The sequence below is a fragment of the Thermodesulfobacteriota bacterium genome, assembly GCA_035325995.1.
In the GTDB taxonomy this organism is placed as follows: Bacteria; Desulfobacterota_D; UBA1144; order Nemesobacterales; family UBA2774; genus JADLGH01.
The window spans coordinates 1-19,117 of record DAOKYU010000005.1 but is presented as its reverse complement, the minus strand read 5'-3'; the positions used below and the strand labels follow the sequence as shown (position 1 = coordinate 19,117).

The window sequence follows — 19,117 nt, the reverse complement described above, 5'->3', positions numbered from 1 at the left end:
CCAGTGATAATCATTGTTGTTACATTATCTTGATATAATTACCATGCCGGTTATGTAATCATGGGAAGGATGAATCGGCGCTGCGGAGATCGCATGACTGTAACGGACTATGGGATATCCGCGCTCACAAGGAGAAAATTATGATAAAAATCAGGATACTGGCATCGCTCGCCCTGCTGTTACTCATCGCATGCGATTCCTCATCGAAGGCAAACGGGCCTCCTCCCGTGCCTCAGCTCCCGCAAAATTTTAACTGGGAAGGCAGGTGGGTTGTCCGGGATCTCGGCGTGGATGTTCCTTTTATCTGGACAGGGAAAGACGGCAACGTTCAGATGATTGCCGGCGGCCCGGAGTATCCGATACATTTCACAAATCTTATTTACAACGACGAGCTCTATACCCTTACCTATAAATGGCCCGATACGGTCCCGCCCGGCCCCGTTGCCGATAGACAGGATCCCGATCATGCAGGGTGATTTTTATGTAGACCAGGAAAATCCGCAAAGGATTTGGAAAGTGCTGCATTTCGGTCTTCAAAACATCCTCGACCCGGCGCTGGACGAGTGGGCCATAATGCAGGAGTTTAAAGATACCCCGGGAGAGGTTACGCTGCCTGAAGCGTGTGTCGATAAATGTAAGAATGACGATCCCGCTTTTGGCGAGGGCTTTTTCTGCAAGTGAGAGATGGATGGTATTAAAATCCCTCTATGTCCCCCCGGCTACGCAATGCTTCCGACTTCGCTAAAGCTTCGTCGGACAAGTCGCCGCGACGGGCCTTTTTCTAAGGGGGATGAAAAGCAAAATCTGAGACTGGATTCCCGACGAGGGCCTTTGGGAATAACAGAAAATGAATGGATTCCTGTCTGTCCGGCTACGGCTTGACTGCCTACGCCGCGACAAGCACAGGAATGACGGAGTAAAAGAATAAATCCCCCCTACCCCCTTTTCCTAAGGGGGGATGAAAGGCAAAGGCTGGATTCCCGACCCGGCTTCGCCCTCTGGGCTACGCCGCGGCAAGTACAGGCTTGATACTAAAGATGGCAGGTTGCGAGCGGTACTGGATGAACGTTTGTGTAATAAATCAGCGGCGTCCGATTCCTCGCTCCCTCGAAATCGTTGGGAGTGACAACGATTGAAGTAACCCCCACCCGTGCCCTCCCCCTGACAGGGGGAGGGAAAACTCTTGACGAATTGCATGCGGAAATGGATTCCCTATACACGCATTAGGGAATGACAGTAGTTGAGTCGCGCAGTCGGTGGAAAGTTCTCCGTCGCTGCTACGCCGGTTTCCTGCAGGCGTGGCCTGTCTCGCTCGCTCGAAATCGTTACGGAATGACAGGATAGAGGAGGATTTCGCACTATACACGGCCGCTATGCTGCAGAGGTAATCCGTCCTGGTAAAAAGAGTCGTAAGTAAAACCAGGAACTAGCTCACTTATGGTTGAATTGAATAATAAGAATGCTGATTGACAAGGAAAGGGCAATAACCTATGATGGCTAGACTGAATCAGGGGTGGAGGAAGAAATGAAGATGTGGACTAAACCGGGTTTGATAATTCTTGGTATTTTCCTGACGGCGGTGTTCATGGGCTGCGATTCCAAGAACAATAACGATAACGACTTCGCCGGCCTGGTCGACATAGGCAACGGCCGCAAGATGTACATCGAGTGCCGCGGCACGGGGAGCCCGACAGTCGTGTTCATATCAGGGCTGCTGGACCGCACCGAATCATGGACCACGTCGCGAGTCCCTTCGGAAGAGGCCGTTTATCCCGCGATCACCAAAACTACGCGGGTATGCGCCTACGACCGTCCGGGGACTATAGTCGCGACCGGCGACGGACCGAACGACTTTGAGAAGAGCCGCAGCGACGCGATCCCCCAGCCTATCACCCTCGAAGAATCGATAGCGGACCTTCGCGCCCTGCTGACCGCATTCGGAGAGCCCGGCCCATACGTCGTGGTCGCGCATTCCTGGGGAGGCGCCATGGCCAAGTACTACACGAGCAACTTCCCCGAGGAAGTCTCCGGGCTCGTCCTCGTCGACTATCTCCCCTACAAGCTCCGCAGCGCGCTCACCGACGAGGAATGGGAGGACTGGAAGAAGGTGCAATCGCCGACTGAAGAGGGCCTGAGCGTATATCCGGAGCAGGAGTGGCTCGAAAACCAGACGAATCTCGAACAGGAATTGGCCTCCCCTCCGTTCGGGCCTCTGCCCCTTGTAGTGTTCTCCTCGACCGAGCCGTTCGCCCTTGCCGCCGCCGATGCCCTGAACCTGCCGCCGGATGAAGCGCGTGCGTTCCTGGATAAAATTTTTCAGGCCGTTCCGGATGCCAGGGCCGGGTTCGTGAGCGAGGTGCCGGGTTCAAAGTACGTCACCGACACGGACAGCGGTCATTACATACACCAGGAGCATCCGAATCTCATATCCGATGCCGTACGAGAGGTCGTAGACGCCGTCCGCAATGGGTGCTCGACGCCTGCGTGTGAATGATCTCCTTCGAAGACAGGCCCCGCTTGAACCAGGCTTGAGAAAAGGGGGCAGTACACCATTCCCAAAGAGGCATAGATTCAGGAATACAGGGTAGCACCAGCGCCTGTTTTGCTATACAGTTTATTTAGTTTTTCATACGTCGCGAGTAAAATTATAAGACGTCCCGGTCGGCTCGGTAGCAATTCGTAGGGCTATCCGGGATGAAGCCGAATATATGGGCTGGAAAACGAAAGCGAAGATTCAGAACGCCGTTTCTATATTGCCGCAGGCGTTCGCCTACAATATTTACTACTGGATTCAGCGTCATTACGGATCGCTCCGTAACGTGAACCCGGTTATCGGATTGAAGGCGGGTATAAAGACCAGCGAGATGATAGAGGCTTCGGGCAGAAGCGTCCGGGACAGCTCTATTCTCGAGATCGGGACGGGCTGGAGGATAAATACCCCGATCGCGCTCTGGCTGCTCGGCGCGGAGAGAATAATAACGGTCGATTTAAACCCATATCTAAAGCCCGAGCTCGTAAGGGACGACCTTAGATACATAAGCCGGAACGAGGGTGAGATAAGGGCGCTGTTCGGGGACCGGATGGTCGAGGACAGGTTCTCGCTCCTCATGGACACGGCCGGCAGGGACCCGGGCCAGGCCGAGCTGCTCGAACTGTTCCACGTCGAGTACATGGCCCCGATGGACGCTTCGAGGCTCGATCTGCCCGAAAAGACGGTCGATTATCTCACATCGTATAACGTGTTCGAGCATATACCACCCGAAGTTATAGCCTCGATACTCGTCGAGGGCGCAAGGGTTATTCGCGACGACGGCCTGTTCGTTCACAGGGTGGATTTCTCGGACCATTTCGCGCACCACGATAAATCGATTCATTTCGTCAACTTCCTCGGCTACGAGGACGGCGAGTGGGACAGGATCGTTCACAACCATTTCATGTACATGAACAGGCTCCGCGTGGACGACATGGAGGAATTGTTCCGGCTGGCGGGACTGGGCATCGTGTCATCGTACCATTACGAGCATCCCGGCGTTGTGGACCTGTATAAGCGCGGCGAGATCAGGCTGGCCGAAAAATACAAGCACAAATCGGAGCATGCCGTGTGTACGATCGACAGCTGGATCATAGCGGAGAAGCCGCACTGATGCCCTGCGGGCCGGCGCGCCCGGTAAATTGCCCCGGGTCCCGGGGGCGTTATTTTAAAACGCGGGCTCAAGGTGCTATTATCTGATTCCCATGAATATAGGGATTCCGAAAGAGAGAAAGATCCAGGAGTACAGGGTGGCGCTTACGCCGGATGCCGTGCACGTGCTCGCGGGGCGGGGGCATGAAGTCTACGTCGAGAAGGGCGCGGGAGCGGGGAGCGGGATAGCGGACGCTGCATACACCGAAGCCGGCGCGCGTATAGTAGCCACCGGGAAGGAGCTCTTCCAAAAGTCCGAGCTGATAGTAAAAGTGAAAGAGCCGCTTCCCTCCGAATATCCGTTAATAAAAGAGCGCCACGTCATATTTTCCTACCTTCACCTCGCGGCCGCGCCGGGGCTCGTCACGGCGCTCAAGAAGACCGGGTGCCGCGCCGTCGCCTTCGAGACCGTCGAGCTCGAAGACGGGTCGCTCCCTCTCCTCGCCCCGATGAGCAAGGTCGCCGGGAGGCTTTCGGTGCAGGTCGGGGTGCATTTTCTCCAGAAATCGAAGGGAGGGAAGGGCGTGCTCCTCAGCGGCGCGGCGGGCGTCAGGAGCGGGAGGGTTACTGTCATAGGGGGCGGGGTCGTCGGGCTAGCGGCGGTTCTTTCCGCCGTCGGGCTCGGGGCCGAGGTCACCGTCATCGACAACAAGCCGGAGAAGCTCGAATTCTTCTACGCGGAGTTCGGCGGCAACGTCAGGACGCTGCCGTCTTACCCCGACGTCGTTTCCGAATCCCTTGCCGCGTCTGACCTCGTCGTCGGCGCGGTGCTCGTCACGGGCCTCAGGGCGCCGAAGGTTATAACGAAGGAAATGATCGCGGGGATGGAGCCGGGTAGCGTATTCGTAGACGTCGCGATAGACCAGGGCGGGTGCTCGGAGACGAGCAAACCGACGACACACGACGCACCCGTGTACGTGAGGCACGGTGTGACGCATTACTGCGTGACGAACATGCCGGCGCTCGTGTCGCGTACGTCCACGTACGCCCTTTCGAATGCCATACTGCCTTACGTCGTCCTCGCCGCGGACGGCGGGGCGGACGACACCCCCGCGCTCCGAAAGGGGATAAATATAGACGCCGGCGAGCTCAGGATCGCACTCTCCTGAGGCCTCGATTCTAACTTTCACCGTGTGCAATTTTTGGACAGATATGACGCATATTGTCTCAGCACCGCGATATTTGTAAGCCGATTGAAGTATTCGCCATCGGCGACGCCGCTAATCATCTGTAAATACATTGCTTTTATACCTCTGTAAAATGGCACGAACATTGCACTATTTTAAAACGAGAATAGTTATTTTAATATATAGGGCAAGAAAGGCGCCGGCGTAGCTCCGTCTCACCGGTTCTAATGGAGGATATTAATGTCACTCAAATCACGGTGGTTTGTAATTCCGGGCCTGCTTCTTATTTTGTCCGTGTCTTTTACGAGGGTCTCATCGGCCGAAGGGGGCTATGTTCCGGACGAGCTCATCGTCAAGATGAAAGACAGCGGGACGGATATTTCTACCAGAGGCATACGGGGCATGGACCGCGCTACCGTCAAGCGGTCGTGGAGAGAGCTCGGAATGGTCGTTTTGAAGACGCGCTCGGGGGGTTCTCTCGAAGCGCTCGAAGCCGAGCTCAGGAGCGCCCCCGACGTAGAGTACGTGGAGAAGAACTACTATGTTTGGGCGGATGCGACACCCAACGACCCGGGCTACAGCCGCCAGTCGTATCTTGGCAAGATAGCCGCGCCCGGGGCGTGGGATAAAACGAAGGGCAGCTCGAACGTCGTAATAGCCGTTCTCGACACCGGCGTGGAATCGTCTCACGACGACCTCGGGACGAAGCTCCTTCCGGGGTGTAACGTGGTGGGCATGCCCAACGAGGAAAACTGCAGCGCGAATACCGAGGACGGGCACGGCCACGGAACCGGCGTCGCCGGAACGGCCGCCGCCGCGACGAACGAGCGCGTCGGCGTGGCCGGCGTGTGCTGGAACTGCCGCGTGCTTCCCGTAAAGGTGCTCACGGACGGCGGGGGCGGCACAGTCACGGACATGGTGCAGGGGATGATGTTCGTGCGCGAGTACGCGCTTCGGAATCCTTCGAAAAGGGTGATCGTAAACCTGAGCCTCGGACGGGAATGCAATTCTTCCGGGCCGACCAGGGCGGAGCAGGACGCGATAAACCTTGCATGGCAGAGCGGTATCCTTATAGTGGCGTCGGCCGGCAACAGCGGGAACAGTCTAAGGCAGTGCCCGGCGTCGGCCGATAACGTAATCGCCGTATCGGCGACCACCAACGGGGACGTGAAGGCGTCGTTCTCCAGCTACGGGAGCTTTATCGACCTCGCGGCCCCCGGCGTCAGCATCTACAACGCCATAGGGACGTCGGGCACGCCCGGGAGCTTTTACACGTACTGGTCGGGGACTTCCTTCTCTTCCCCGATCGTAAGCGGCATCGCGGGGCTCGTATGGTCGGCGGACATGTCGCTGACCAATGCGGAGGTCGAGGAGATTCTCAAGGATACGGCGGAAAATATCGGACCCTCGAATTACTTCGGGGAGGGCAGGGTGAATGCGGATTTTGCAGTGACGCTCGTGTCAGGCGGGGGCTCTCCGCAGCCGACACCGGCCCCGACCGCGGCGCCGACGTCGCCGCCGGCTCCTTCTTCGGGCAACGCCGCCCTGTCGCCTCTCGACCCGGGCGCGGCGGGCGTACCCAACACGATAAACGTCACGGGGGTTCCCCCGGGGGCCAGGGTCAGGTTCAACTATTCGACGGCAGCCGGCAGAACGGCTATAACGAGCGGCGCATGCAGGGGGAAATCGCTCGATCTTTCGAGGCCCGCGGGCCTTGGGACAGCGGTCGCGGACGGGTCGGGCAACGCCTCCTTGAGCGTGAGCCTTTCGAGGACCTCGTCCGGGCGGACGCTTTACATACAGGCTTATTCCGAGTCGGGCGGCTCCTGCCAGATAACGAACCGCGTCAGGCAGACGATACAGAGGTCGGTCAGCAGGGGCGGACGCGGCGGCGGTGGAGGTGGGGGGTCGGCCCCTCCGTCCAGGGGACGGATGCCCTCGTCGAGGAACCCGTACGGCAGGTTCTGACGCTGCGGTAATCCCGGCCATACTCCCGGAGCGGCGGGCCGGGCTCGCGTTAATATAAAGACGGGCCGTCTCGAACGGGCGGCGGCATACATAAATAATATCCGGACGCCTCTCCCGGCGGGGGGTGCGGAGGATACGCGGGCCGGGATTCCCACGGCCGCTGCGCCCCGTTTATTCCCCGTCCCGGGCCGTCAAGCGCGGCTCGTTCCGTCGTGCGGTCACCGTTTAACATCCGGGCTGTTTCCGTATATACTTGACACCGATATTTTTATCAAAATACTATAGGACTTCATGACGAAAACCATTGCCCTTCTGACGTTGACCATTTCTCTCCTCTTCGTGGTCAATTGCGGTACTCTGAAGGTCCCGAGGGATATGTCCGACCAGGAGCTTTACGACACGGCCGTCGAGGAGCTAAACGCGGACAAGGGAGGCTTCCCCTGGATATTCAGGGGAAGGGATTACGACCTCATCCTCGCATACCTGAAGGAGATTCAGCTCAGGTACACGTACAGCCCGTACGCCGCCCTCGCCGAGGTGAGAACGGCGGACACCTTCTACAAGCGGGGCGATTACGAGCAGGCAGCGATAGAATACGAGGAATTCTTAAAGCGCCATCCGGGCAACGCCGAAGCGCCGTATGCAACGTTCCAGGTCGGGATGTCGTATTACAAGGAAATAAAGAGCATCGACCGCGACCCCACGAATACGAGAATGGCGCTGCAGTGGTTTAATACATTCGTCGAAAAGTACCCCGACGCACCCGATGTCCCGCAGGCAATGGAGAACATACACCGCTGCAGGAACAGGCTCGCCAGAAGGGAGATATATATCGGCAACTTCTACTCGAAAAGGGACAACTACAAGGCGGCCGCGGGCAGGTACAGCATAGTGGTAAACGATTACAGCGACACCGACAAGTACCAGGAAGCGCTCTGGCTCCTCGGAAGGGCCTACGCCAGGGACGAGAAGTACGAGCTTGCGCGCGAGACCCTCAACACGCTCGTCCAGAAATTCCCCAACGAGAAGTATTCCGGCAAGGCGAGCTCGCTTCTGAGCGACATACAGGGCAAGACCACGCCGCCGCCCGAAGAAAACGCAGAGCCCGCAGCGCAGCCAGGATAATGCTCCGTTCACGCCTTATCGTATTTCTTTCCATCCTCTTCGTCGCGGCCGTATCCTGCGGAGGCGGCGGGGACAAGGAGATAGACCGCGTCCTCGACGCCCGCACGAAGGCGTTCGAGACCAAGGACGCCGCGCTCTACATGACGCTCGTCTCCCCGGATTACGAGCAGGAAAAGAAGGGGAAGACCGTCGGGCCGGAAGAGGTCGAAAAGAATTTCAGGATAAACGTCGATCTCTTCGACAAGCTCTCCGTAAGGAACGCCGACAGGACGATTACCTCCGACGGCAAGAAGGCGCACGTCGTCCAGAAGACGTACGTCGATGCCTCGATAGAAGGCAGCAAGAGCAAGTTCAGGATTATAGAAAGGATTTCTCTGGCGAAGATAGATGGAAAGTGGCTTATAGTTGAAGAGTCGGACGCCGATTTCTTTACGGGCTACGTCTTCGGCGGGCAGTAGACGAACCCGGCGCCGCCCGCGCCGTAACCGTTACATCCCGAACTGCTTTTCCACTTCTTCCTGCTCTTCCTTACAGCTTATGCAGAGCGTCGTTTCAGGACGCACCTCGAGCCTGTCCTCGGTTATCTCTTCGCCGCATACCTCGCAAATGCCGTACGTACCGTCTTCGGTTCTTTGAATAGCCTTTTGTATCTTTTGAATGAGCTTTCGCTCCCTGTCGCGTTTTCTGAGCTCTATGGTCCTGCTCGATTCCGAAAGCGCCCTGTCGAGGGGGTCGGGGAAGGTGCCGTCCCCTTCGCTCATCTCCGTTACCGTGTCTTCGGCCGTGCCCATCAGGCCGTCGATTTTACTTTGTAGAACCTGTCTGAAATGCTTGAGCTTCTCGTCATTCATAGGGGAAAATTATAGCACCTGAAGCATAAGGTGCAAAGCGCGGGTTTCGCCGCGCGCGAAGGGGATACGCCGCCGGGCCGAGGGTTAGAAGTTCCTGAATAATTGGTTATGATTATGAGAGGTTTTTATATTCATGCCGCACGAGAATCCCGAACTGCTCAAGGTGTCGCAGCTAACGTTCGAAACGACGGAAAACGCCGTGGAGCTCCTGTCCGATTTTCTTTTGGGCGCGGGCTCGCTCGGCGTGGCCGAGGACATAAAGCCCGGAGGCGGGTACGAGCTGTCGTCGTACTTCCCGATGGATACGGATCTCTCCTCGCTAATGGAGGATCTAAGGGGGTTCATAGCCTTCGTCCTCGAGACGATTCCCGGGGCCGAGGTGGGGCCCGTCCGGGCGGAGCTCCTCGACAGGACGAGCTGGGAGGTCTGGAAGACGCTCCTCGGGAAGGTGAGGGCGGGGAAGAGGGTCGTCGTGGTCCCGCCGTGGGAGGAGCACGAGCCCGGGGGCGGCGAGGTAGTCGTGGAGATAAACCCTTCGCTTGCGTTCGGGACGGGGCACCACGAGACGACGCGCCTTTGCATAGCGGCTATAGAGCGTCATCACGAGGGCGGGCGTGTGAAAAGGATGCTCGACGTCGGCTGCGGGAGCGGCATACTGGCCATAACGGCTTCGAAGCTCGGGGTCCCCGACGTAACGGCCTTCGACACGGACCCTGTCGCGATGAAGGAATCCGTAAAGAACGCGGAAAGGAACTCCGTCGCGGGGAAGGTGAAGCTCTTCTGCGGATACATTCAGAGCGTCACCGGGGAGTACGACCTCATCGTGGCCAACGTGTACCTGGAGCCCATATTCCTCATGCGCGAGGAGTTCAAAAAGCGGCTCGCCCCGGGGGGGACGCTCGTCCTTTCGGGCATCCCTGCGATGAGAAGGGGCGAGGCCGTCGAGGGCATGCTGAAGGCCGGGTTCACGCTTTCGGCGGAGCACGTGGACGGCGAGTGGGTCGCACTGGAGCTGGCGCTGCACCGCGACGCCGGGGCGTAATACGTAGTTACGGCGTGAACGGGGCCTGATTTTATAGCCGGTATTCTAATAATAAGGTGGAAAAAATGTCTTCATTTAAAACGATAGAGTGGAAAGACGGCCGCGTCGTGATGATAGACCAGACGAGGCTCCCGGACGAGGAGGCGTACGTCGAGTGCCTGACGTACGAGGACGTGGCGGACGCCATAAAGAGGATGGTCATACGCGGGGCCCCGGCGATAGGGGTGGCGGCCGCGATGGGCGTCGCCCTCGGTGCGCAGGGCATAGAGACCCGGGACAGGGGCGTGTTCAAGTCGCGGCTGAAGGAGATCTCGGCCGTTCTTCTCGCGACGAGGCCGACGGCCGTCAACCTCGCCTGGGCGATAAAGAGGATGGGGAATCTCGTCGAGGGCGAGGCGGGGAGCGTCGCCGAAATGAAATCGCGTCTCGCCGAGGAGGCGGTCCGCGTGCTCGACGAGGACGTACGGACGTGCATGGACATAGGCGAGTGGGGCGCGGGGCTCATAAAAGAGGGCTCCGTCGTCATGACCCACTGTAACGCGGGCGCTCTGGCGACGGGCGGCTACGGCACGGCGCTGGGCGTAATACGCGCGGCGCGGGAGGCGGGGAAGGATATAAAGGTAATCGCCACCGAGACGAGGCCGTTCCTCCAGGGCGCGAGGCTCACGGCGTGGGAGCTCGACAGGGACGGCATACCCGTAACGCTGATAACGGACAACATGGCCGGGCACGTGATGCGTAGCGGCATGGTGGACGCCGTCGTAGTCGGGGCCGACAGGATAGCCCGTAACGGCGACGTCGCCAACAAGATAGGGACGTACACGATATCAGTCCTGGCGAAGACGCACGGGATTCCCTTTTACGTCGCCGCGCCTATCTCGACCGTGGATTACGAATGCGCGGACGGCGGGGGGATACCAATCGAGGAAAGGAGCCCCGACGAGGTGACGCACGTTTCGGGGAAGAGAGTGGCCGCCGGCGTAAAGGTGTTCAATCCGGCATTCGACGTTACGCCGCACGAGAACGTGACAGCCATAATCACGGAAGCGGGCGTCGCCGGGGACCCGTACGAGGGGAGCCTCGAAGGACTCGGAAAGCGGTAATTCCCTTTACAGCGGACGACGTGCCGGGCTTACGCGGCGCGGCTCTCGATACCTCGCTAAACGTCTCCCGGCCGGGCAGTGTCTTACGCCCCGGCGAGGGCCTTAACCGGAGCCTGCGCCCCACGGTTTACCGTGCGGTTCCGCGCGGTAAACGGGTCCTGTACGCGCCGCGCTCTGAAACCTCGTGCGGATAAAGCTCCGCCGCCGCGCAGCGCCCGGCGCGCCGGTCTAAATCACGCGGGCACCCTTGCGGGCCGCCGTTACTGTCTTTCGAGGTCTTCCTGGCAGGAGAGACAGAGCTTCGTGAACGGCATGGCCGCGAGCCTTTCCCTGTCTATCTCTTCCTCGCAGGATTCGCAGATGCCGTACGTGCCGTTCTCTATCCTCTTGAGGGCGTCGTCCACGAGGGTGAGCTTCTCCCTTTCGCGGTCGGCAAGCATGAGCGCAAGCTCCCTGTCCCTGTCGGTCGAGGCGTGGTCGTAAAAGTCGCCTATGTCGAACTTGAGGTGGTCGGATTCGGCCCGCATCGACTGTGAGACGTCCTGGAGGAGCTCCTTTCTCATCTGGAGTAGCATGAGCCTTATCTCCTCGCGCCAATCAGTCCTGGGCTTCTTCGCCGCGGGTTTCTTTTTAGCTTCTGCTGCCTTTTTGCTGGTCGCCATACTCGGGGGGGTCTCCTCAATCGTTTAGTGGTGATACGGCTTCGGATACGTTCTGTCCGTGCCGTTTCGAGGCGTCCGCGCGGCGGACGCCGTCAATCGATCGGGCCATTGTAATTGCCTTTGCTCTCTTGATAAAGCTGACTCCGAAGGACTATTAAGATAAGGACATTGGCGGGTTTGTCAAGGTGTAATTTTCCCGCGGCATCGGGGGATGGGAGGACATACGCTTAAAAAGCGGCGGTGCGGCCTTCCGGGCGCGGCGGCCGCGGCCGGAAGGCGCTCGTACGCCTACTGTTTATAAAAGTCTTTTTCCCACTTCTTGTGCCTGACCTCGGCCTCTTTTATGAGGGGCGCGAAGGACGCGGCGTTAATCAGGAATTCGTTAAAAAGGTTGAACGGGAACATGACCGGGCGGACGAAGTCCACGAAAAGGACGGCCCTGAACCCGTCTGTGTCGTTCCATACCTCGTGCTCGAACGTGTCGTCGAATACGATGCTGTCCCCTTCGTCCCAGTGCGTTATCTTGTCTTCGATTCGAATCCTGCACATTTCCTTCGGCTCGGGCACTATGAGCCCCAGATGATAGCGGAGAACGCCGTTGTAGGGCCCCCTGTGCGCCGGGATGTGCTTTTTCGGCGCGAGAATCGAGAAAAACGCCGTCTTCATGCCCGGAATCCGCTTCAGGATTTCGATGGTGTCGGGGCATCGCCTGGAATTCTCGTCGCTTTCGAGGCCGTACCCGGCGAGGAAGAACGTCTTCCACATGTTGTCGCTGGTTATGGTCCTTACCTCGTCCATGATGTCGTGGAAATTCGGGAGGTCGTCCCTTCTTTCCATGACCTTGTCGAGCTCGGCCCTTATCTTCTTCCAGTCTTTTTCAACCTCGGCTACCCAGGGGAATGTCGATTTGGGATAAATCGGTAGATTGCCTTTTTTCGCGAACGCCACGTTCGTCTTTTCGACCATCTTGATCACTGTGGTCATCAGGCCCGGCATGTACTCCTTGACCTCGTAGTCGGCTACGGAGGGGCCGTTCTGCCCGTTCTTCGGGGCGTCTGTTCCATTTTTCTTCTCTTCCATGGTGAGCTTCCTTCCCGCAAGGTGTTATTTTAAGAGATTGCTGCTCTCTGGATTAATTTTACGCAATTTAATTATATCTTCCAGTTGATGGATGAAAAACAGTATGAGGCCGGCCGTGGTAAATCCAAGGACGAGCGGGTAGCCGCTTACTATTGCAAAGCAGAGAAAAGCGAGGGAGTAGACGTTCCGCCTGCTGACCGGGCGGAAGAATTTTATCACTTTGCGTACCGTCGAAGTCTTGCTCTTCTCCACGAGCTTGTCCACTTCGAAATAGGTGACGAGGCTTCCGGAGTCCGTATATTTCTTCAGGAAGTAAAAGGACCATATTACAAAAAATATAAAAATAGAGAGGTTTATACCCCCCAGAACGAGGGCTATCGGGTTATGTGTGAGGGAATAGTAGCCTATGGGGACGCCGAGAATGAACGAAAGCACCGTAACCTGGTCCGAGATGGTGTCCACCCATTGCCCCTTTTTAGTTTCCATTAACTTGACCCGGGCTATTTCCCCGTCGCACCTGTCGAGTATGGTGGCGGCCTGCATGCAGAGGGCGCCGATCACCGGATGCCCGATTGCGTAAAATACCCCGCAGAGAGCGCCGATGACGTTTATCAGGACGCTTATCATGTTGGGAGTGAGGGGGGTTTTGACGAGAAGCTTGCTCGTGGGGAGCGATATTTTGCTGTTCACCACCCTCGCGAGCCAGCCCGTCGCGGTTTTGCCAACGTAGCGGAATATCAGCTCTTCCGCCTTCTTCGCGGAATCCTTGTCGTTGGAAGAGAGCCTCATCCAGTAGCTGTCGCTGAATTTACGGAACTTGACCTTTTCCCTGCTTATGTGCTCTTTGACGAATGTGCCTATGGACATGGAGTCCATGATCGACTTTTCGAGGAGCCTGCCCTGGGCCATGAACGCCCCCACGGCCCTGCCGCCGCTCGAATAGAGGTCGGTGACCTCGTCGCCGCTCGCCTTTATCCACGCGTCCTTCGATTCGTCCACGAGGACGGATATCTCGCCAGGGGCGGGCTCTTCCTCCATGAAATTGGAGAGCGCCTTCGGGGTGGTGATGAGGTTCGATTGTATGATGAGCGATGGGGAGTCGCCGAGTGTGATATCCGCGCCGAGAGTGTGCCAGCTTATGCTGCTGTCGATGCGCTTGTCGCCGGCGAGGAGCCCCTTAAGCGGGGTGTCGGGCCTGTCGGTGATGATGGTGAAATACCTGATGCCGGCCCGCTGCGCGGTTATGACCAGCCGCTTGATTTGGGGCAGAGAGCCGAACTCCGTCTCTCCGCAAGCGCTCAGATTTTCTCCTTCTATACCGGTGCCGGCGGCTACGAGTATTGCATGGTCCATTGTGTCAGCTTGTTTCTACAACTCGGAGGACCCTTTCCTGATAGGATTTCTTGATGAATTTGTTTGAATTGAACCTGGCTTTGAAGAGATCGCTCGGGTAATCGACGTCCATCCAGAAAAGATCGTTAATATCGAGGGATTTAACCTTGTATCCCTTTTTGATGAGCCTGTGTATGGCCGATATGTACCACTTGTTTTCGGCCCCGACGGTCCTCATTTCTTCCTCTATGGCCCTTTTCATGAGCTCGACGCCCGTGTCCCTGAACACCCTTACGCCCACGGATTCGGCGGACGCGCGGTTTGTGAGCGTTTTGCTTATATCCACGATTTTGGTTTCTTTTATGACGACCTTCATGTCCTCGTCTTCGTAGCTGGACTTGCGCTTGATGGGAAGGCATATCTTCTCGTCACGCATGCGGAGAGCCTGCTCCAGGACGTCTATTTCGAAGACGTCGTCCCCGTTCATGACCACTATATCGTCGTCCATCTCTCCGCGCGCTATCCAGAGAGAGATGAGGCTGTTCGTCGTCTGGTAAAAAGGGTTGTAGAGGGTCTTTATCCTCATGCCCAACCCATCGTAATTCCTTAAGAAATTTTCGACTTTTTCGAATCCGAACCCGACGACTATGACGACCTCGTCAATGCCGCAGTCCCTGATGTGATTTATCTGGTGCTCAAGGATGGTTTCGCCGCCGATATCAAGGAGGCACTTCGGAATGTATTTTGTATAGGGATAAAGCCTTTTGCCTCTACCGGCTGCAAGTATGACGGCTTTCATAGTATGTTCTCCACTTCAGAAGGCTCGAATTTGATGTCAGCTAGAAGTGATTATAGAAGGATGCGTCGAATACAACTCACGTATCCTTTCTCCTCCTTTATAGCTAACATTTATAACCTCCATAACAGCGTCTGTCAATATTTTTGATGTAATTTATACGGTTAAGCTTCAGGTCAATTCAAATTTTTTTGATTCAACAATATCGATGCTTATACGATATTCCCGGCCCGGGGGATTCAAAAAGGCCCCCGGAGAAGTTGTATATGCCTGTGTTTCCGGGTTTCTTCGCAAATGCTCAGCTCCCGGCAACCTGGAGCCTGTCCACGGCCGGCTTTATCTTCGTGATCTTGTTCGCGCCGTCCACGTAAACGAGCCTGGGGCTGTGCACCATGCACTCGGCCTCGTTGTAGGCCGAAAAGCTCGCGACGATGAGGATGTCGCCTTTTTTCGCCAGGTGGGCCGCCGCGCCGTTAACGCATATGTCGCCCGAGCCGCGCCCGCCCTCTATGACGTAGGTTACGAACCTGTGGCCGTTAGTCACGTTGAATATGTGGACCTGCTCATATTCGTTCATATCGGCCGCGTCCATGAGATCCCTGTCTATTGTGATGCTGCCCTCGTATTCGAGGTCGGCCTCCCTGACCGTGACCCTGTGGATCTTGGACTTCAAAAGCGTTCTCTGCATTACTATAACCTCCCCTGTGGAAATTAAAGCTCTATGTTGTCTATAAGCCTTGCACGGCCCACCTTTACGGCCAGCGCGGCGACGTCGCCCGGCGAAGCGAGCTTCACCTCTTCGAGCGTATCTCCGTTTCTTATTTCGAGATAATCTATGTCCCCGGCGGACGAGTCCGTGAGAACCCGCCTTCCGGATTCGAGGAGCGCCGCGGCGTTTCTTTCCCCGCCGTCGAATTTCCTTTTTATCTCTCCGAGCGCCCTGGAGAGCGCGCCGGCCCTCGTCCTCTGTTCTTCCGAGAGATAGGCGTTCCGCGAGCTCATGGCGAGGCCCGAGGCTTCCCTTACGACAGGCATGCCGACTATCTCGACGTCGAGGTCGAGGTCCCTGACCATTCTTTTGATAACCTGTAGCTGCTGGTAGTCCTTTTTGCCGAAGAGTGCGGCGTCGGGCCTTACTATATTGAATAGCTTCAGCACGACAGTGGCAACGCCCCTGAAGTGGCCCGGGCGCGAGGCCCCGCAGAGGGGCTTCTCAAGCTCCGTCACTTCTACGTACGTCTGGAAGCCCGGCGGGTATATCTCGCCCGGTTCGGGGAAGAAAGCGACGTCAACGCCTATGCGCCGCATCTTGTCGAGGTCGCCCTCGGTGTCTCTCGTGTATTTTTTGTAATCTTCGCCGGGGCCGAACTGCGCGGGGTTGACGAAGACGCTGGCGACGAGCACGTCCGCGCGCTTTTTGCCCTCGGCCATTAGAGTGAGGTGCCCCTCGTGGAGAGCCCCCATCGTCGGGACGAACGCTATCGTCTTCCCGTCCTTCCGGAGGGCGCGGGAAACGGCCTTCATCTCGTCTACGCCTTTTACGACCACCATTCGCGTGCTCTCAGTCATAGGAGTGTTCGCTCGACGGGAAAATCCCTCTCCTGACCTCGTCTATGAATTTACGCGTGGAGCTGTCCACGACTTCCCTCAGGTTGGCATACTTTTTCACGAATTTCGGCAGCGGCTCGGGCGATAGCCCGAGGAGGTCGTTTACGACGAGCACCTGCCCGTCGCACCCCGGCCCGGCGCCTATGCCTATCGTCGGCACCTTGACGGCGTCGGTTATCTCCTTGGCGACGGACTGCGGCACGGTTTCCATCAGTATGCAGAACGCGCCCGCGCTTTCGACGGCCTTTGCGAGCCGGACGAGCTTTTTGCCTTCCTCCTCGCCCCTCCCCTGGACGACATAGCCGCCCATTTCGAGGACGGCCTGCGGGCGGAGGCCGATGTGGCCGACGACGGGTATGCCAGCGCCGTGGACGGCGTAGACGGTATCGAGGAGGTCTTCCGTAACCTCGAACTTTACCGATTCCGCGCCGGATTCCTTTATGAACCTGCCCGCGTTACGCACCGCCTCTTCCTTGGACGCCTGGAACGACATGAAGGGCATATCGGCGCAGAGGTGGGCCGTTCGGACGCCCCGTGACACTATCTTCGTGTGGTAGAGCATCTCGTCCATCGTCACGGGGAGCGTCGTAGAATGCCCCTGCATGACGTTGGCGACCGAATCGCCGACGAGGATCATATCCACGCCGGCCTCGTCGAGCATGCGTGCGGTAGATGCGTCGTAGGCCGTTACCATCACGATCTTGACGCCGTCTTCCTTCATCCGCCTGAACATCGGAACCGTTTTTTTCTTCATGATCCCCGCCTGAAACAAAAAAAGCCGGACAGAGAGCGAAAAACGTCTCCACCGGCTTTCGTAGTAGTCATTTTATTGTGGGGTACGGACATCGTTCCGTCCCGGCTGTCTCTTTTCAAATTCTCCTCCGTCCCGGTCCCGAAAATCAGGATCCAGGCGGCACAGCGTTCGCTTCCGCGTAGGGCTTTAATTGCGAGAGCCCTATTAAAATAAAGAAATAATCCGAATTGTCAAATGTTTTCCAATTCGGCTCTTCGTGTATGCTTACATTTATAAGCTTACGTTATACCGGCGAAAACCCCAAGATAACGGGCGTAAAAAGCGGCAATCGCACGAGAGAAGGCCGGATTTCCCGGCGATGCGGCCGGGCCGGGGAACGAGGCCGAATTCAGCCCCGAGGTGCATGGAAGATGAATCTCGATATATATCACGTAGACGCCTTTACCGACAAGCCGTTTTCGGGGAACCCGGCGGCCGTGTGCATTATGACCTCGCCGGCGGACGAGGGGTGGATGCAGGGGGTCGCGGCGGAGATGAACCTTTCGGAGACGGCGTTTCTATATAAGGAAGACGGCGGGTTTCGCCTGAGGTGGTTCACGCCGACGACGGAGGTCAGGCTCTGCGGGCACGCGACGCTCGCGAGCGCGCACGTCCTGTGGGAGGCCGGATACATGGCCCCAAACGAGACGGCTGTTTTTCATACGCTGAGCGGAGACCTCACGGCTAGAAAAGACAGCGGGCTTTTGTCCATAGACCTCCCGGCCGATCCGCCCGTCGAGGTCGAAGCACCGAAGGCGCTTATCGACGCATTCGGCCTGGAGCCGCTCTACTGCGGCAAGGGGGTTTTCGGGTATATCGTCGAGGCGGAGTCGGAGGACGTGGTCAGGAATCTTGCGCCGGACTTCGTGCTCCTTAGGACGATCCCAGTCACGGGGATGATGGTGACGAGCGCAGCGTCGTCGCCCGGGTACGATTACGTCGCCCGCGCGTTCGCCCCCGGCTCGGGGATAGACGAGGACCCCGTCACGGGCGCGGCGCACTGCTGCATGGGGGTTTACTGGACGAAGAAGCTCGGAAGGCCCGAGCTCCGGGCGTACCAGGCGTCCCCGCGCGGGGGTGTCGTGAACGTCCGCATAGAGGGCGAGAGGGCTATACTCACGGGTGCGGCGGTGACTGTCCTGAAAGGGCAGCTATATGTGTGACGGCGGGCAATGAGAAGCGGAGAAAAATACGCGCGCGGGGAGGGCTTTCGGAGGGTTCGTCCTCGCCCGCGCTTGAAAAACACGAAATGTTATTCATAATTTACAGTCCGAATAAAAGGGCGGCGTAGCCAAGTGGTAAGGCAGCGGTCTGCAAAACCGCAATGCCCCGGTTCGAATCCGGGCGCCGCCTCCAAAATTCCCCCCTCGAAAGTAAATTCCCCCATTGAGCAAAACCCCTCGCTGGTTTAACCTCTGAATATAGGCGCAGAGGCGCGGCTGTATTCGTCCCAAGCGCCGGACGCTGGAGGATAAGAGGAAGGGGGATATGCCCGGCGCGCGCGTGGGCGGCCGGGGATTGCATTTGATTTGAACAGTCATTCAGGGCCCGAAGGGGGCCTGCTTCAGAAGGGTGGGGGATATTTCCAGGTGCCCGACCTCGTATTCGACCTGGAGCTTACGGCGAACGAAAAGCTCGTCCTCATATATTTCATGCGCCGCGCCGACAGGGAGGGGCGGTCGTTCCCGTCCGTCGAGAGGATCTGCAGGGACTGCGGGTTTAAATCGGAGAACACTGCGCGCAAGGCGGTCAGGAATCTCGTAGAGCGCGGTCTCATACGGATGGAGTCCGTTCCGGGCCGCTCGTATAACTTTTTCGTTTCAAGAGAGCTTCGCCGTGTAATTGAGAACGCGAAAGCCGGATACGCAAAAAACGGGATTGCTTCGCCTGCGGCTCGCAATTGTAGATGTTAAGTAATTCGGGGCAGGAATTCTCCGGGATAGAATAA

General features: G+C 57.6%; 20 protein-coding genes and 1 tRNA gene. 13 read left to right on the top strand and 8 right to left on the bottom strand.

Going from position 1 to position 19,117, the window contains the following annotated elements; translation table 11 throughout:
• Nucleotides 1–140 precede the first annotated feature (140 nt).
• From PKC29_07945 to PKC29_07910, 8 genes are all read left to right on the top strand, one after another.
• Nucleotides 141–476: a hypothetical protein gene (locus PKC29_07945; protein ID HML95348.1), complete on the top strand. Its 336-nt coding sequence runs from the start codon at nt 141–143 to the stop codon at nt 474–476.
• Nucleotides 466–681: a hypothetical protein gene (locus PKC29_07940; protein ID HML95347.1), complete on the top strand. Its 216-nt coding sequence runs from the start codon at nt 466–468 to the stop codon at nt 679–681. Before PKC29_07945 ends, PKC29_07940 begins: the two co-directional genes overlap by 11 nt.
• A gap of 844 nt (nt 682–1,525) precedes the next feature.
• Nucleotides 1,526–2,494, top strand: a complete 969-nt coding sequence (locus tag PKC29_07935; protein HML95346.1) for an alpha/beta hydrolase — start codon at nt 1,526–1,528, stop codon at nt 2,492–2,494.
• Nucleotides 2,495–2,708: 214 nt separating this feature from the next.
• Nucleotides 2,709–3,644 carry a class I SAM-dependent methyltransferase gene (locus tag PKC29_07930; GenBank protein ID HML95345.1) on the top strand — a complete coding sequence of 312 codons (936 nt, stop codon included), beginning with the start codon at nt 2,709–2,711 and terminating at the stop codon, nt 3,642–3,644.
• Between the two features lie 91 nt (nt 3,645–3,735).
• Nucleotides 3,736–4,791 carry an alanine dehydrogenase gene (ald, locus tag PKC29_07925; protein HML95344.1) on the top strand — a complete coding sequence of 352 codons (1,056 nt, stop codon included), beginning with the start codon at nt 3,736–3,738 and terminating at the stop codon, nt 4,789–4,791.
• A gap of 258 nt (nt 4,792–5,049) precedes the next feature.
• Nucleotides 5,050–6,777, top strand: coding sequence for a S8 family serine peptidase (locus PKC29_07920; GenBank protein ID HML95343.1), 1,728 nt, complete (start codon nt 5,050–5,052; stop codon nt 6,775–6,777).
• A 291-nt stretch (nt 6,778–7,068) separates the two neighbouring features.
• Complete coding sequence (locus PKC29_07915) at nt 7,069–7,902, top strand: outer membrane protein assembly factor BamD (GenBank protein ID HML95342.1); 834 nt, start codon at nt 7,069–7,071, stop codon at nt 7,900–7,902.
• On the top strand, nt 7,902–8,360 hold the full coding sequence (locus PKC29_07910) for a nuclear transport factor 2 family protein (protein HML95341.1): 459 nt from the start codon (nt 7,902–7,904) through the stop codon (nt 8,358–8,360). The genes PKC29_07915 and PKC29_07910 overlap by 1 nt, the downstream gene beginning before the upstream one ends.
• A gap of 30 nt (nt 8,361–8,390) precedes the next feature.
• On the opposite strand, the gene dksA is transcribed toward PKC29_07910, so the two are convergent.
• Complete coding sequence (dksA, locus tag PKC29_07905; GenBank protein ID HML95340.1) at nt 8,391–8,753, bottom strand: RNA polymerase-binding protein DksA; 363 nt, start codon at nt 8,751–8,753, stop codon at nt 8,391–8,393.
• Nucleotides 8,754–8,886: 133 nt separating this feature from the next.
• Between dksA and PKC29_07900 the strand changes: the two genes are divergently transcribed.
• The gene (locus PKC29_07900; protein ID HML95339.1) at nt 8,887–9,795 is read left to right on the top strand and encodes a 50S ribosomal protein L11 methyltransferase; all 909 of its coding nucleotides are present in this window, start codon (nt 8,887–8,889) and stop codon (nt 9,793–9,795) included.
• Nucleotides 9,796–9,860: 65 nt separating this feature from the next.
• A complete protein-coding gene (gene mtnA / locus PKC29_07895; GenBank protein ID HML95338.1) occupies nt 9,861–10,898 on the top strand; it encodes an S-methyl-5-thioribose-1-phosphate isomerase in 1,038 nt (345 codons plus the stop codon).
• A gap of 260 nt (nt 10,899–11,158) precedes the next feature.
• Here mtnA and PKC29_07890 read toward each other — a convergent pair whose 3' ends face one another.
• The 7 genes from PKC29_07890 to panB form a co-directional block, all read right to left on the bottom strand.
• The gene (locus tag PKC29_07890; GenBank protein HML95337.1) at nt 11,159–11,560 is read right to left on the bottom strand and encodes a TraR/DksA C4-type zinc finger protein; all 402 of its coding nucleotides are present in this window, start codon (nt 11,558–11,560) and stop codon (nt 11,159–11,161) included.
• 288 nt (nt 11,561–11,848) lie between these two features.
• Nucleotides 11,849–12,640, bottom strand: coding sequence for an aspartyl/asparaginyl beta-hydroxylase domain-containing protein (locus tag PKC29_07885; protein ID HML95336.1), 792 nt, complete (start codon nt 12,638–12,640; stop codon nt 11,849–11,851).
• A 24-nt stretch (nt 12,641–12,664) separates the two neighbouring features.
• Nucleotides 12,665–13,993, bottom strand: a complete 1,329-nt coding sequence (locus tag PKC29_07880) for a CDP-alcohol phosphatidyltransferase family protein (protein HML95335.1) — start codon at nt 13,991–13,993, stop codon at nt 12,665–12,667.
• Between the two features lie 4 nt (nt 13,994–13,997).
• Nucleotides 13,998–14,771 (bottom strand): phosphocholine cytidylyltransferase family protein, encoded by a 774-nt coding sequence (locus tag PKC29_07875; protein HML95334.1) that lies wholly within the window; start codon nt 14,769–14,771, stop codon nt 13,998–14,000.
• Between the two features lie 295 nt (nt 14,772–15,066).
• A complete protein-coding gene (locus PKC29_07870) occupies nt 15,067–15,456 on the bottom strand; it encodes an aspartate 1-decarboxylase (GenBank protein ID HML95333.1) in 390 nt (129 codons plus the stop codon).
• A gap of 23 nt (nt 15,457–15,479) precedes the next feature.
• Nucleotides 15,480–16,319 carry a pantoate--beta-alanine ligase gene (panC, locus tag PKC29_07865; GenBank protein ID HML95332.1) on the bottom strand — a complete coding sequence of 280 codons (840 nt, stop codon included), beginning with the start codon at nt 16,317–16,319 and terminating at the stop codon, nt 15,480–15,482.
• Nucleotides 16,320–16,329: 10 nt separating this feature from the next.
• Complete coding sequence (gene panB / locus PKC29_07860) at nt 16,330–17,130, bottom strand: 3-methyl-2-oxobutanoate hydroxymethyltransferase (GenBank protein HML95331.1); 801 nt, start codon at nt 17,128–17,130, stop codon at nt 16,330–16,332.
• Between the two features lie 410 nt (nt 17,131–17,540).
• On the opposite strand from panB, the gene PKC29_07855 reads away from it, so the two are divergent.
• The 3 genes from PKC29_07855 (at nt 17,541) to PKC29_07845 (ending at nt 19,082) form a co-directional block, all read left to right on the top strand.
• A complete protein-coding gene (locus PKC29_07855; GenBank protein HML95330.1) occupies nt 17,541–18,332 on the top strand; it encodes a PhzF family phenazine biosynthesis protein in 792 nt (263 codons plus the stop codon).
• A 118-nt stretch (nt 18,333–18,450) separates the two neighbouring features.
• Nucleotides 18,451–18,525, top strand: a tRNA-Cys gene (locus tag PKC29_07850).
• 173 nt (nt 18,526–18,698) lie between these two features.
• The gene (locus PKC29_07845) at nt 18,699–19,082 is read left to right on the top strand and encodes a helix-turn-helix domain-containing protein (GenBank protein ID HML95329.1); all 384 of its coding nucleotides are present in this window, start codon (nt 18,699–18,701) and stop codon (nt 19,080–19,082) included.
• Nucleotides 19,083–19,117: the final 35 nt, after the last annotated feature.

What these genes read in the sequence shown, in the direction of transcription:
- PKC29_07920 (HML95343.1), top strand. Translation starts at nt 5,050, where the DNA reads ATGTCACTCAAATCACGGTGGTTTGTAATTCCGGGCCTGCTTCTTATT.
- PKC29_07885 (HML95336.1), bottom strand. Translation starts at nt 12,640, where the DNA reads ATGGAAGAGAAGAAAAATGGAACAGACGCCCCGAAGAACGGGCAGAAC.
- mtnA (HML95338.1), top strand. Translation starts at nt 9,861, where the DNA reads ATGTCTTCATTTAAAACGATAGAGTGGAAAGACGGCCGCGTCGTGATG.
- PKC29_07910 (HML95341.1), top strand. Translation starts at nt 7,902, where the DNA reads ATGCTCCGTTCACGCCTTATCGTATTTCTTTCCATCCTCTTCGTCGCG.
- PKC29_07900 (HML95339.1), top strand. Translation starts at nt 8,887, where the DNA reads ATGCCGCACGAGAATCCCGAACTGCTCAAGGTGTCGCAGCTAACGTTC.
- PKC29_07870 (HML95333.1), bottom strand. Translation starts at nt 15,456, where the DNA reads ATGCAGAGAACGCTTTTGAAGTCCAAGATCCACAGGGTCACGGTCAGG.
- PKC29_07940 (HML95347.1), top strand. Translation starts at nt 466, where the DNA reads ATGCAGGGTGATTTTTATGTAGACCAGGAAAATCCGCAAAGGATTTGG.
- dksA (HML95340.1), bottom strand. Translation starts at nt 8,753, where the DNA reads ATGAATGACGAGAAGCTCAAGCATTTCAGACAGGTTCTACAAAGTAAA.
- PKC29_07930 (HML95345.1), top strand. Translation starts at nt 2,709, where the DNA reads ATGGGCTGGAAAACGAAAGCGAAGATTCAGAACGCCGTTTCTATATTG.
- PKC29_07935 (HML95346.1), top strand. Translation starts at nt 1,526, where the DNA reads ATGAAGATGTGGACTAAACCGGGTTTGATAATTCTTGGTATTTTCCTG.
- PKC29_07855 (HML95330.1), top strand. Translation starts at nt 17,541, where the DNA reads ATGAATCTCGATATATATCACGTAGACGCCTTTACCGACAAGCCGTTT.
- PKC29_07915 (HML95342.1), top strand. Translation starts at nt 7,069, where the DNA reads ATGACGAAAACCATTGCCCTTCTGACGTTGACCATTTCTCTCCTCTTC.
- panB (HML95331.1), bottom strand. Translation starts at nt 17,130, where the DNA reads ATGAAGAAAAAAACGGTTCCGATGTTCAGGCGGATGAAGGAAGACGGC.
- PKC29_07890 (HML95337.1), bottom strand. Translation starts at nt 11,560, where the DNA reads ATGGCGACCAGCAAAAAGGCAGCAGAAGCTAAAAAGAAACCCGCGGCG.
- panC (HML95332.1), bottom strand. Translation starts at nt 16,319, where the DNA reads ATGGTGGTCGTAAAAGGCGTAGACGAGATGAAGGCCGTTTCCCGCGCC.
- ald (HML95344.1), top strand. Translation starts at nt 3,736, where the DNA reads ATGAATATAGGGATTCCGAAAGAGAGAAAGATCCAGGAGTACAGGGTG.
- PKC29_07945 (HML95348.1), top strand. Translation starts at nt 141, where the DNA reads ATGATAAAAATCAGGATACTGGCATCGCTCGCCCTGCTGTTACTCATC.
- PKC29_07875 (HML95334.1), bottom strand. Translation starts at nt 14,771, where the DNA reads ATGAAAGCCGTCATACTTGCAGCCGGTAGAGGCAAAAGGCTTTATCCC.
- PKC29_07880 (HML95335.1), bottom strand. Translation starts at nt 13,993, where the DNA reads ATGGACCATGCAATACTCGTAGCCGCCGGCACCGGTATAGAAGGAGAA.